Annotated in this window: 9 protein-coding genes; 1 reads left to right on the top strand and 8 read right to left on the bottom strand. The window is 60.3% G+C overall.

Annotation, left to right across the window (positions count from 1 at the left end):
- Window positions 1-6: 6 nt before the first annotated feature.
- From parE to purT, 5 genes are all read right to left on the bottom strand, one after another.
- Entirely contained in the window at window positions 7-1,989 is a 1,983-nt protein-coding gene (gene parE, locus VE23_RS03145; RefSeq protein WP_048744236.1) for a DNA topoisomerase IV subunit B, read from the bottom strand.
- Between the two features lie 85 nt (window positions 1,990-2,074).
- Complete coding sequence (locus VE23_RS03140) at window positions 2,075-3,061, bottom strand: ABC transporter permease (RefSeq protein ID WP_048744234.1); 987 nt, start codon at window positions 3,059-3,061, stop codon at window positions 2,075-2,077.
- Window positions 3,058-4,053: an ABC transporter ATP-binding protein gene (locus tag VE23_RS03135; protein WP_373864552.1), complete on the bottom strand. Its 996-nt coding sequence runs from the start codon at window positions 4,051-4,053 to the stop codon at window positions 3,058-3,060. Before VE23_RS03135 ends, VE23_RS03140 begins: the two co-directional genes overlap by 4 nt.
- A gap of 136 nt (window positions 4,054-4,189) precedes the next feature.
- Complete coding sequence (locus VE23_RS03130) at window positions 4,190-5,005, bottom strand: GDSL-type esterase/lipase family protein (protein WP_049867267.1); 816 nt, start codon at window positions 5,003-5,005, stop codon at window positions 4,190-4,192.
- Between the two features lie 230 nt (window positions 5,006-5,235).
- Window positions 5,236-6,420: a formate-dependent phosphoribosylglycinamide formyltransferase gene (gene purT, locus VE23_RS03125; protein WP_048749050.1), complete on the bottom strand. Its 1,185-nt coding sequence runs from the start codon at window positions 6,418-6,420 to the stop codon at window positions 5,236-5,238.
- Between the two features lie 18 nt (window positions 6,421-6,438).
- Between purT and VE23_RS03120 the strand changes: the two genes are divergently transcribed.
- The gene (locus tag VE23_RS03120; RefSeq protein ID WP_048749052.1) at window positions 6,439-6,669 is read left to right on the top strand and encodes a hypothetical protein; all 231 of its coding nucleotides are present in this window, start codon (window positions 6,439-6,441) and stop codon (window positions 6,667-6,669) included.
- 305 nt (window positions 6,670-6,974) lie between these two features.
- Here the strand turns inward: VE23_RS03120 and VE23_RS03115 are convergent, their stop codons facing one another.
- From VE23_RS03115 to VE23_RS26930, 3 genes are all read right to left on the bottom strand, one after another.
- Complete coding sequence (locus tag VE23_RS03115; RefSeq protein ID WP_049869614.1) at window positions 6,975-8,780, bottom strand: ABC transporter ATP-binding protein; 1,806 nt, start codon at window positions 8,778-8,780, stop codon at window positions 6,975-6,977.
- Between the two features lie 62 nt (window positions 8,781-8,842).
- The gene (locus VE23_RS03110; RefSeq protein WP_049867266.1) at window positions 8,843-10,618 is read right to left on the bottom strand and encodes an ABC transporter ATP-binding protein; all 1,776 of its coding nucleotides are present in this window, start codon (window positions 10,616-10,618) and stop codon (window positions 8,843-8,845) included.
- A 463-nt stretch (window positions 10,619-11,081) separates the two neighbouring features.
- Window positions 11,082-12,939, bottom strand: a 1,858-nt coding sequence (locus VE23_RS26930) for a dynamin family protein (protein WP_198156128.1), incomplete at its 5' end; no start/stop codon positions are given.

Below are 12,939 nucleotides of genomic sequence, written 5' to 3'. Positions count from 1 at the left end.
ATCCCCCTATTCCTCGTATTCCCTGAAGTCCACATTGTCGATGATCCAGCGCTTGCGCGGGTCGACCTTGTCGCCCATAAGCGTCGATACGCGCCTTTCGGCCTTGGCCGCGTCCTCGATCCGTACCTGCAGCAGCGTGCGCGAATCCGGGTTCATCGTCGTTTCCCACAGCTGGTCGGGGTTCATCTCGCCGAGTCCCTTGTACCGCTGCAGCTCGTAGTTCTTGCCCATTTCCTTGCTGTAATTCTGCAGCTGCTCGTCGGTCCAGGCGTACCGGACCGTCTCCAGCTTGCCGGATTTGCGGCTCATCTTGTAGAGCGGCGGCTGCGCGATGTAGATCTTGCCGGCGTCGATGAGCGGCTTCATGTAGCGGTAGAAGAACGTCAGCAGCAGCACCTGGATGTGGGCGCCGTCGGTATCGGCATCCGTCATGATGATGATTTTGCTGTAATTGCATTCGGATGCTTCGAACTCAGGTCCGACCCCTGCGCCGATCGCCGCGATGATCGCCTTGTACTCGTCGTTCTTGAGGATGTCGGCCAGGCGGGCCTTCTCCGGATTCATCGGCTTGCCCTTGAGCGGCAGAATCGCCTGGATCTTGGAATCGCGTCCTTGCTTGGCGGAGCCGCCGGCGGAATCGCCCTCGACGATGAACAGCTCGTTGCGCGTGGAATCCTTGGACTGGGCCGGCGTCAGCTTGCCGCCGAGGTTGGAGCTTTCGCTGCGCTTCTTGCCGCTGCGGATCTCGTCCCTCGCCTTGCGCGCCGCCTCGCGGGCCTTCGAAGCCTGGATCGCCTTTTTCAGGAGCATCTGGCCGACCTGCGGGTTCTCCTCCAGGAAGACAGCCATCTTGTCCGCGACGACCGCGTCGACGGCGCTTCTCGCGGAGGAGCTGCCGAGCTGGTCCTTCGTCTGGCCGACGAACTCGACCTCGGACATCTTGATGTTGATGACGGCCATCATGCCTTCGCGCAGGTCGCCGCCCTCGAGATTCTTGTCCTTCTCCTTGATCATCGCCGTGCGCCGGGCATAATCGTTCAAGACGCGGGTATACGCGGTCTTGAAGCCGGTCTCGTGCGTGCCGCCGCCGCGGGTAGGGATCGAGTTCACGAAGCTGACGATCGTCTCCGTGTAGCCGTCGTTGTACTGCAGCGCGACTTCGACCTCGATGTCGTCCTTCTCCGCGCTGAAATGCACCGTTTCGTGAAGCACCGACTTCTCCTCGTTCAGGAACTCGACGAACTGCTTGGCGCCGCCTTCGTAGTGGAAGACGTTCTCGCTGCCCGTGCGCTCGTCCTTAAGCACGACCTTGAGGCCGGAGTTGAGGAATGCGATCTCCTGCAGCCGGTCCGAAAGGGTGTCGAAGCTCAGCGACGTATGGCCGTGAAACACTCGGGAATCCGGCTTGAACGTGACCTTCGTGCCCGTCTGGCGCGTCGTCCCCGTCACCTCGAGACCCGTGACCGGCTCGCCGACATGCTCCTTGCCGTCCTTGTCCACCCAGTACTCGAAGCGCTGTTTATGTATCTTGCCGTCGCGGAAGATCTCCACCTCGAGCCATTCCGAAAGCGCGTTCGTAACCGAGGCTCCGACGCCGTGAAGGCCGCCTGACTTCTTGTAGCCGCCGCCGCCGAACTTGCCTCCGGCGTGGAGGATCGTAAAGACGACCTGAGGCGTAGGAATGCCCGTCTTGTGCATGCCGGTCGGAATTCCCCGGCCGTTATCGTGAACCGTCACCGAGCCGTTCTTGTGCAGCGTGACGTTGATATCCGTGCAGTATTTGGCCAAATGCTCGTCGACGGCGTTGTCCACGATCTCCCAGACGAGATGATGCAGACCTGAATTGGTCGTGCTGCCGATGTACATGCCGGGGCGCTTGCGCACCGCGGTCAGCCCCTCCAGGATCTGAATGTCGTCCGCGCCATAGGAAGGGCTGCCTGTCGCCGTATTCGCCGCTTCGGTTGCGTAGAGGTCCAGTTGTTCGGCCATACGCGTCCCCCTTTTCGTTGTGAAGCCTGTGCCCGGAGCGTCCCGCCGGGCGGGAATCGATGCGCTTCCGAGAATCTTAGCTATTTTAATTCAAGATGTCCTGTTTCGTAAAGATGCCGAAAGATACGGCCAAAGCCGCCGCGGACCATGCCGCGAGCACGCCTAGCGAAAAAACGAGATTCATGCCGTCGATCGGCGCCGGCACCCCTTCGAGGTAATCGGTCAGGTCGATGTTCACCGAAAACAAATATTTCGCGCTCTCCCAGGAGGATGTCATGCCGGAAAGGATCGTGCCGGAAATGACGGCTGCCATCATCGTCACGATGCTGGCAGCGGTGCTTCTCAGCAGCACGGAAACCATGAGCGACAAGACGGCGACGGTCATGCAGGACACCCAGATCAGCCCGCTCTGCATGAACAGGTACAGCCACTGCGGCACCGCATGCACGCCGCTGGCGTCGATCGTGCCGCCCTGGACGCCGAAGCCCGTGAACACCGGCATCGTCCAGCCTCCGTAGCCGAATACGGCGCCCGATATGAGGTAGGAGACCGCTCCTGTCGCTACGATCGCGAGCGATACGTACAGCGTCAGGGCGACAAGCTTGCTCATGAGGATCTTCCAGCGCTTCACCGGCCGCGTCAGCAGCATCTTGATCGTGCCGCTCGAGCGCTCTCCCGATACTAGATCGGAGGCGATCGCCAAAATCATTAGAGGGAAGAAGAGCGAGACGGAGCTCGCCATGAACTGCCTGGTGAACGAAACGGCGTCCGGACTGCTTGGATTCACGTCGTGATCGAGATAATACTGCAGGCGGAGAATCTCGATGCGGTCGTATTTCTTCCACTCCTCGGGCACCCTGTCGCTGGCCAGCGTATTCTGCAGATCCGTAATCTGCTGCTGGATCTGGTTGCGCCAATCCTTGAAGTGGACGGCGTTGGTCTGCGACACCCTCATCTGCGCATAAGTAAAGATCGGAATCAGCACCAGTAGAATAAGAAGGATAACATAGAACCGTTTCTTTTTCCAAATTTTCAAGGTTTCATTCTGGATCAGCGGCAGCAGGTCTCTCACGATTCATTCTCCTCCGTCAGCGTCAGGAACATCTCTTCGAGCGTTGGCGCGACGCGCTGCACCGCATGGATGGCGATGCCCGCTCCCGCGAGGCGGGCGACAAGTCCGGGCAGCACAGCCTCGGGGACGGTCGTGACGACAGCTCCCTCCAGATGAGCGAGCGCGCTCTCGTCCATCCGGTATTCGCCTTCCCTCAGAATACGCAGCTGCGGCTCCTGGAGCAGGAGGCTCTCCGCCTCCGCAGGCCGGTCGGTCTTCCACAGCACATAGGAGCCGGCTTGCGCCACCAGCTCGTCCACTCGTCCAACCGACAGCACGCGCCCGCCGGCGATGATCGCGACCCGGTCGCACATCAGCTGGATCTCGCTCAGCAGATGGCTGGAGATGAACAGGCTGATGCCGCTGTCCGCCAGCATCCGGATGAATTCGCGCAGCTCCTTGATTCCCTTCGGATCCAAGCCGTTCGTAGGCTCGTCGAGAATGAGAAGCTTGGGACGCCCCAGCAGCGCCTGCGCGATGCCGAGCCTTTGGCGCATGCCGAGCGAGTAGGTTTTGACCTTGTCATGGATGCGGTCGTCGAGCCGGACGATCTCCGCCACCTCGCGGATGCGGTTTTTGTCGATCCCTCTCTGCATGCGGGCAAAATGCTCCAAATTCTCCCATCCGCTCATGAACGGATACATCTCCGGATTTTCGACGATGGAGCCGACCTCGGCGAGCGCCCGCTCGGGATTCCGCTGCACGCTGTGCCCTCCGATCAGCACTTCCCCTTCCGTCGGCTTGATGAGATCGACGAGCATGCGGATCGTCGTCGTCTTGCCGGAGCCGTTCGGCCCGAGAAATCCGAAAATCTCGCCGGCCTTCACGTCGAAATCCACTTGATGGATAATCCATGTTCCCCGGATTTTCTTCTTCAGTCCGCGCACGGACAGCACGGTCGCCGCTTCGGACAGGCGCTTGTCCCTTCCGTCCGGTTCCGGCTCCAGCTCCAGCTTCTGCGGCAAGACCTCCTTTTCCTGATCAAGCTTCCTGATTTTGTACTCTATCGTCACGATGGCCGCCTCCTGTCCTGATCCTCTATATCTGGGTCCGTTCCCTGTTTCCGAATCATCCGGCGATTCTCTTCATTCAGCTCAGCGACTGGATGATGCGGTCCGAGATTCTCTCATAGCCTTCGTGATTGGGATGAAAATGGTCGGAGGACAAATAGCCGGAGCCATGCAGCTGGAACAGATCCAGCACCGGAACGAGAACCGCATGCGGGTCCTTGCTCAGGACGGCGAAAGCCTCGTCGTTCCATTTCTGTACGGGAACGATTCCTTCTTTCAATTCGGGAATGTCGTAGAATGGATTATATAGGCCGGCATAAGCGATGGTCGCGTCCGGATTGATGGCGCGGATCCGGCCGATCACGCTCTTGAACGATGCAATGGCTTCCGGAATGCGCGACGCGACGCTTTCCACCGAAATATCGGATGCATTGCCTTCCTCCGCTTGCGACAATGCAGACCGGAACAAGTCGTTGCCTCCGATCGTGAGCAAAATCAGGTTCGCCTGCCGGATCGGGTAGGCCATCCCCTGGTCCTTTTCCAGCATTTCGTCCAGCTCGCTGGCCGTCAGGCCGGCGACAGCCAAGTTGTTGATTTGCTGAACCGGTTTTCCTGTCGCCTGGCCGAGGCCTTTGATCACCTGCTTCACATACCCTTCGCCGGTGTTGTCCCCGACGCCTTTCGTCAAGGAATCCCCCAGCGCGGTCACATAAATGGTTGAAGCCGCTGCGAAGGAACCGCCCGTCTCCGCGAGGACGGGCTTTTTTGCCGGAGCTGTCAGCCCGCTTCCGCTGCCGAGCATGTCCTGAACGGCATAAACAAAGCCTCCGCCGAGCAGCAGCGTGGCTGCAAGCGAGCCGGTGCCAAGAATCCGCCATAACCGGCTGGAATCCATTCTCTTTTCCCCCTTGACTCATTTACCGTTTTTTAATTTACGACGCTTTGTACTTAAAAATAAGGCTTTCGACAAGAATTTGCAAATAAAGCCAGCACAATGATTTCCGGCTTTTGACACCCTAAGGTCCCGCATCGGGAGCGACATGAAAAAACCGCTCCGGGATTCTCCTTGAAGCAGGAGAACCGGAACGGCTGTGCATGCGCCGAGCTGCCGGCGACGCCGGCAAATCAATCGTTGTAGCGGACGGATAAAGCTTCGGCGGCGGATCTGGCGAGAGCTCTCGCTTCCTCGGCATTCGAGGCGGTGCTGAGCGCTACCGCCATGCGGCGGCCCTTTCTCGTGTCGGGCTTGCCGAACACCCGAACTTGAGTCGATGGAACCGCAAGCGCGTCCTCCAGGCCTTCGATCGTGAAATCGCGGTGGTCCCGGGTCGCCTTGAGCGTATGGCTCGCTCCAGGGGACAGCAGACGGACAGAAGGAACCGGGAAGCCGAGAATCGCCCTCACATGCAGCGCGAATTCGGACAGGTCCTGGGTGGCCATCGTGACCATGCCCGTATCATGCGGCCGCGGCGACACTTCGCTGAACAGGACGCCCTCTTCCGTCAGGAACAGCTCGACTCCGTACAAGCCCCAGCCGCCGAGAGCGTCCGTGATCTGCCTGGCGATATGCTCCGACTGCTCCAGCTGGGCGGCGCTCATGCCGTGAGGCTGCCACGATTCGATATAATCGCCGTCCTTCTGCACATGGCCGATCGGCTCGCAGAAGACCGTGCCCGATACGGAACGGACCGTGAGCAGCGTGATTTCGGATTGGAAATGGACGAAGCCTTCGACGATAACGCGTTTCTTCTTGGCGCGTCCGCCTTCCATGGCGTAATTCCAGCAGCTGGCGATCTCCGCTTCGGAGCGGCAGACGCTCTGGCCTTTGCCCGACGAGCTCATGATCGGCTTGATGACGCATGGCAGTCCGAGCTCCAGCACGGCGTCGCGCATCTCCTCGTAGGAGTCGGCGAACCGGTACGGCGCTGTCGGCAGGCGCAGCGTCTCGGCTGCGAGCCTGCGGATGCCCTCCCGGTCCATCGTCAGCCTGGCGGCTCTTGCCGTCGGAACGACCTTGAAGCCCTCCTGCTCCAGCTCTACGAGAGTGGAGGTGGCGATCGCTTCGATTTCCGGAACGATGAGGTCGGGCTTCTCCAGCTTGATCAGATTCCGGAGCTGCTCCGGATCCAGCATATCGATGACATGGGAGCGATGGGCGACGCCCATGGCGGGAGCGTCTGCATACCGGTCGACGGCGACCGTCTCGACTCCCAGACGCTGCGCTTCGATAATCACTTCCTTGCCGAGCTCGCCTGAACCGAGCAGAAGCATTTTGCGGGCCCGCGAAGAGAGCGGAGAACCGTAGGACATGATGATACCCCCTATATAATGGCGTTGATGGCATCTGCCTCCATGGCAATGTATACCGAGACGAATGTCATCTTATTGTGGATGCTGTCTATCGAAAAATCAAGCTTGCCTTATGGAGAAACCTATGCTGATGAGCTCTTGGATCGCCTAGGGAACGATGAATCGGTGCCTGAAGCTGCGATGCACGCGAAACGATTCAGCCAAGAGTATAAGGCAGCTGTTCCGCATCAGGAAGCCGTCATTGTTTGAACGAGAAAAAAAGGGAAGACCCGGGATCGGCAGAGCGCGCTCTGCCGATCCCGGGTCTTTTCTAATCGTTCGCTGCCGCATTCGGCAGGTGAATCGCAAATGATCATTCCGTCCCCAAAGCTCAGCCTGGAAAAATAAGGAGCAGGCTCGGAACGGACCTTATCGGTGCATGTCCCGCTTTGCATGAGCGAATCAAGGCTTGAAACGAGCTTTATTCCTGCCAATGCGGCTTAGCGGAGGGAAGGGATCTATCCTGAAGCCTACGGCTTGGAAGCAGCCTTGGCGCCTCTCCTCCAGCCGCTCGCCTAGGCGGAGAGGAACCGGTACTGGGCATCGATGAGCCCGCGGTACACGCCTCCGTACAGCATCAGCTGGGCATGGTCGCCCTGCTCGACGATGCGCCCGTGATCCAGCACGATGATATTGTCGCAGTGGCGGATCGTAGAGAGACGGTGAGCGATGATGAAGCTCGTGCGGCCGGCCAGCAGCGTCTTGAGCGCTTCTTGAATTTTGAGCTCCGTCTCGGTGTCGATGCTCGCCGTCGCCTCGTCGAGGATGAGAATCGCCGGATCGGCGAGCAGCGCCCGGGCGAAGCTGAGCAGCTGCCGCTGGCCCATCGACAGCACGCTGCCGCGCTCCTGGACCTCGGTGTCGTAGCCGTCGGGAAGGCTGGCGATGAAATCATGGGCATGCACGGCGCGCGCCGCCATCTCCACCTCCTCGTCGGTCGCGTTCAGCCGCCCGAAGCGGATGTTGTCGCGGATCGTGCCGGAGAAGATGAACGTGTCCTGAAGCACGATGCCGACCTGCGTGCGCAAGCTTTCGAGGGTGACGTCGCGGATGTCGGTGCCGTCGATCGTCACCCTGCCTTCCACCGGATCGTAGAATCGGCAGAGCAGATTGATGATCGTGCTTTTGCCTGAGCCCGTATGCCCGACGAGGGCGATCGACTGGCCCGCGCGAGCCTCCAGCGAGATGCCTTTCAAGGCCGGGCGGCCCTTTTCATATTCAAAGACAATATTCTCGAAGCTGACATCGCCCTTGATGCCGGTCAGCAGGCGGGCGCGGCCGCTTTCCTTGACGGTCGGATCCTCGTCGATGAACTCGAAGATTCGCTCCGAGCTCGCCATCGCGACGAGCAGCTGGGAGTACATCTGGCCAAGCCGGTTGATGGGATCCCAGAAGTTGCCCACGTAGTTGGCGAAGCCGACGAGCACGCCGATCGTGATCGCTCCGACCTGGATGAGATGGGAGCCGTACCAGAACAGAATCAGCGTGCCGATCGCCGAGGTGATTTCGATGACCGGACCGAACGTCTGGTTGAGCGCCGATGCGCGGTTCCAGCTGTTCAGGTTGACCGTGTTCATATTGTCGAAGAACTTGTAGTTTTCTTTCTCCTGGACGTAAGCCTGCGTCACCTTCATTCCCTGGATCGCTTCGTTGAGATGGGAATTGAGGCGGGACTGCTTGATCCGGACGTCCTGCCAGGCGAAGCGGATCCGCTTGCGCAGAGCCGTCGAGACGACGAACATGAGCGGAACCGTGATCATGACGGCGAGGCCGAGCTTGAAGTTCCAGAGGAGCAGAATCGCCACGATGCCGACGAGCTGGATGCAGTCCATGAGCAGGTTGACGACTCCGCTCGTGAACAGGTCCTGCAGCGAGTTGACGTCGTTGGTGACGCGCACGAGCACGGAGCCGGCCGGGCGCTTGTCGAAGAAGCGGAAGCTGAGCTTCTGGATATGCTCGAACAGCTGCTGCCGCAGGTCGAAGATGACCTTCTGTCCGATAATGTTCGTATACTTGATCCGGATCGCGTTCGCAATCCATTGGATGATGTAGAGAGCCAGCATGACGCCGCCGTACATGAGCAGCATGCTCTTGTCGTTTTTGCCGATGGCGTCGTCGATGGCCAGGATGATGACGGCCGGAGCGGCCAGGCGCGTGAACGTGCCGAGCAGCATCATGAACACCATCGGGATGAGCTGGCGGTAATACGGCTTCATGTAGCCGAACAGGCGTCCGATCTGCTTCCAGTTGAACGGCTTCTCGATGATGTCGTCATCCTGGTACTTGAACCGCTGGCGCTGGGATTCCGCCGCGGCCTGCATTTGTCCGTCCAGGCTTCCCGCCTGGCCGGTTTCCGCAAGGATGTCCTTCTTCTTGCTTGCCATTATGCCGTTCCTCCCTTCACGGCCGGCTCGTCTTCGCCGCTTTGCGGACGGTCGGCGTACTGGATGTTGTAGACGTCGCGGTAAGGACCTTGCTGGCGGATCAGCTGCTGATGGGTGCCGCGCTGGGTGATCCGGCCTCCGTCCAGGACGAGAATTTCGTCGGCGTCCTTGAGCGAGCTGATGCGGTGGGCGATGATGAACGTCGTCCGGCCCCGCATCAGTTCCTTGAAGCCGGCCTGGATCTCATGCTCGGTTTCCATGTCGACCGCGCTCGTAGCGTCGTCGAGCACGAGGATATGCGGATTGCGGATCAAGGCCCGGGCAATCGCGATCCGCTGCTTCTGGCCGCCCGAGAGGCCCATGCCGCGCTCGCCGACGAGCGTGTCGTAGCCGAGCGGCAGCTCCATGATGAATTCATGGGCTTTGGACAGCTTGGCCGCGCGTTCGATCTCCTCCATCGTAGCGTCCTTGTTGGCATAAGCGATGTTGTCGCGGATCGAGGCCGAGAACAGGAAGGTTTCCTGGAAGACGGTCGCGATCTGGCTGCGCAGGCTCTGGACGTCGACGTTGCGGATATCGAAGCCGTCGACCGTGATGCGGCCCTGCTTGACGTTGTAGGCATGCATCAGCAGCTGGATGATCGTGCTCTTGCCGGAGCCTGTGCCGCCCAGCAGGCCGATCACCTTGCCCGGAGGGGCGTCGAAGCTGATGTCCCGCAGGGCAGGCTCCTTGTCCGCATAAGAGAAGGTGACGTTTTCAAACCGGACATGGCCTTTGATCGTATCCTTGTCGAGGACGACCGCGTCCTCGACGCTTTTCACATGGACGTAGGAATGGAGAAGTTCAAGCACGCGCTCCCCGGAAGCCTTGGACTGCGTGTAGTTGTTGATGAGGAAGCCGATGTTCCACATCGGACCGATGATGTACCAGATCATGCTGAAGAAGGCGACAAGCTCCCCAAGCGTCAGAGGCCCGTCGATGACCCGCAGCCCCCCGGCTACGAGCAGGATGACGACGCCGATATTGGCCAGCAGCTCCATGAGCGGGAAAAAGCGCGCCCAGATGGTCGCGGCTCCGACCTGGTTGTTCTGATAGGCGGTGCTGCGCACCGAGAATTTCTCCACCTCATGCGATTCCCTGGCGAAGGATTTGACCGTGCGGACGCCGGTGATGTTCTCCTGGACCGCCGTCGTCAGATGGCTGAGCGCCTGCCTCATCTCGCGGAAGGCGGGGTGGATGTTCTTCTCGAAGCGGATCGCCGCGAAGGCGAGCAGCGGAATCGTGACGAGCGTCATCAGCGTCAGCTGCCAGTCGATGCTGAGCATCATGATGCCGCCGAACAGGATCATGAGCACCGTATTCAGAATCTGGGCGAAGCCGAAGCCGACGAACTGGCGGATCGCCTCGAGGTCCGCGGTCAGGCGGGACATCAGATCCCCGGTTTTGGCCGTGTCGTAATAAGGAAAGCTGAGCTCCTGAAGCTTGGCGTAGGAAGCGTTCCGCATCCGGTAAGCGACGCGGTTGCCGAGCCTGCCGCCGAAAAAGCCGCTCAGAAAGTTGAGGCATCCCTTCAGCGACACGACGCCGACGACGGTCAGGGACAGCGCAGGCACGACTCCCCAATTCTTCGTCTGGATGACGTCGTCGATCAGGTACCGAAGCAGGTTCGGATATACCAGGCCGAGCGCCGTCGCGCAGGCCAGGCACAGGATCGAGGCGAAGATGAACTTTCGCTCGACCCAGTAAAACGGCTTGAGATTCTTGAAAACCTCCAAGTTGATGTCTCCCCCATTTGTTAGGTTTGGTGATGGAAATCCTTGCAATATGGATGAATGTTATCAGCATCCATCTCCTCCGGCAAACGCCTTCAGAAGCCGAATATCCACCTCTGCCCCGTTCAGCGATAGTGAGGGAAGCGGGAGAGGGGGTATTCTCCGAATAATCACGTTATTGTCACTCGTAGGACACATTTGCTCCAAAATAAGCTTATAGAGAGTCTTTTTGTTGAAAACGGATTAATTTGTTCTTTACCGGAATGCATGCAGCGGAATAATTAGGAGGGTGATAGAAGGCCGGATTCAGCCGGGTTTCACGGCTTTGGCGATATAGTATCGTCCGCCTGGCATGGACGGGCTGCTCTGCGGAACAAAAAGAAGAACGGCCCTGGATGCGCTGCTCTAAGGAAGAAAAGAAAAGCACGGCCTCCACATGGAGGCCGTGCTGGAAAAAAGATGGCGGTCATATCGCAGCTTGCAGACGATCCAATCCGCCGCGCATCTCGCGCAGCGATTCGAGGCCGCTGTTGTCCTGGAGCGACAGCCTTGTTCCGTCGGAATATCGGATAAAGGCTTCCGACAAAGCCGACATGACCTCTTCAAGGCCGGTTGCAAGCCGGGAGGCATAGGCCGCCTTCCAGTCTTGGCCGGCGGCATCCATCCATTCGCGGATGGATGCTCCAAGCTTCGCCTCCAGCTCGTCGCGCAGCTTCTTCTTGCCTTCTCCCTCAAAGAAGCTCCGCGGGTTGCGGAACATTCCATACAGCCATTTGGCCTCCACGGAATCGCATTTCCACGGGGAAGGCTCCGGCGGAGACGGGAAGGCGATGCTTTCGAACGGTTCCGGCATGAAGCCGGGAAGACGGTCCTTGAGCTTCGCGGCGCTCTCCTCGTAGCGCTTGCGGATGAGCGCGTTGCCGGCGCTCTCCAGCCGAAGCGTCGTCGCCAGCAGCTCTTGGGAGAGCTCCATCTGCAGCATGCGCTGCAGCTCCAGCCACGAGGTCCATACCGCGCGCCGCAAATCCCGTCCGTCGTCCTGCAGGCTCGCAGGATTGAAGGCGTATTGGTAAAACTCGCCGAAACCGTACTGAATCCGCTGCTGGATGTAATAGAACAGCTCCTGCAGCTCCTTGTCCAGCTCTGCGGCCGGCACGTTCTCGCGGGCTTCGTTCGGCAGCTGCCGAGCTTCGGCTGCAAGCTCCTGAAGCCGCCGGAGCTCCGCAGCCCGGCTGCCTGCATCGCCTTCGGCAGCGGCGAGCCAGCTGTCGATGACGGAGACGGAGCGGCTGATCTCCATGTCCGCCGCCTGCACGGCCAGCGAGCCGAGCTCGTCGCGCGTGAAGGAGAGGAAGCTGCGCTCGAAGGCCGGAAGGCCGGATTGCTCCAGCTTCTCGTTGTCCCCGGACTGCTTGCCCTGCAAGCCGAGCAGGCTCGAGACCGGATACAGCCGCGGGAACCGGATGCCATGCTGCAGCAGATTGCTCTCCACATGGCCGAGCACGTCCTTCAGCTCCCCTTCCGAGGAAGCCAGATCGGCCGCGTTGACGAGGAAGAACATTTTGTCGAGCTCGAACTGGTCCTTCACCCTGCCCAGCTGCATCAGGAACTGCCGGTCGGCTTGCGAGAAGGCATGATTGTAATAGGTGACGAACAGGATCGCGTCGGCATTTTTGATGTAGTTGAACGCTACTCCCGTATGGCGGGCGTTGACGGAATCGGCCCCCGGGGTGTCCACGAGCACGATGCCCTGGTCGGTCAGCGGCGAGCTGTAATACAGCTCGATTTCGCGGACGAAGCAGGAGCGGCTTTCTTCCGCTACGTAGCGCCTGTATTCTTCCTCGCCGACGCGCAGCTCCTGTCCGAGCAGCGGCGAGAGCTCCGGCCAGCCGGCAAGCGCCGCTTTGAGAAAGCTGTAATGCGGCCGTCCGGCGGCGTGGACGCCGTCGGGCTGCAAGGCTCCCATCCGGCGCAGCAGCTCCTCTTCGCCGGCGGCGGAAGCGTCTTCGCCGAGCAGCGACAGCGAGTAGCGCAGATCGTCGAGCAGATCATCCCGCGACTTCATCGAAACGCGGGCCGTGCCATGCGGCTGCTCCGGCGTCGGAGCGAGGATGCGGTTGATCGCCGCCGTCGTCGGATTCGGCGATACCGGCAGCGCGCGCTCGCCGATCAAGGCGTTGGCGAGCGAGGACTTGCCGGCGCTGAAGGCGCCGAACAGCGCGATCGTGAAGCGGCTCGCGCCGAGGCGCGCCGCGCGGGCGAGCATCGCGTCGGCCGCGCCGGCAAGCGCCGGATGCGGCGCCAGCAGCGCAGCCGCGGCGCGG

This window comes from Paenibacillus sp. D9 (genome assembly GCF_001188365.1).
Classification (GTDB): Bacteria; Bacillota; Bacilli; order Paenibacillales; family Paenibacillaceae; genus Paenibacillus_O; species Paenibacillus_O humicus.
This window is presented reverse-complemented; position numbering and strand designations above follow the sequence as displayed.

Coding starts and splice junctions, on each gene's coding strand:
- parE (WP_048744236.1), bottom strand. CDS start 1,989: ATGGCCGAACAACTGGACCTCTACGCAACCGAAGCGGCGAATACGGCG.
- VE23_RS03130 (WP_049867267.1), bottom strand. CDS start 5,005: ATGGATTCCAGCCGGTTATGGCGGATTCTTGGCACCGGCTCGCTTGCA.
- purT (WP_048749050.1), bottom strand. CDS start 6,420: ATGTCCTACGGTTCTCCGCTCTCTTCGCGGGCCCGCAAAATGCTTCTG.
- VE23_RS03120 (WP_048749052.1), top strand. CDS start 6,439: ATGGCGTTGATGGCATCTGCCTCCATGGCAATGTATACCGAGACGAAT.
- VE23_RS03115 (WP_049869614.1), bottom strand. CDS start 8,780: ATGCAGGCCGCGGCGGAATCCCAGCGCCAGCGGTTCAAGTACCAGGAT.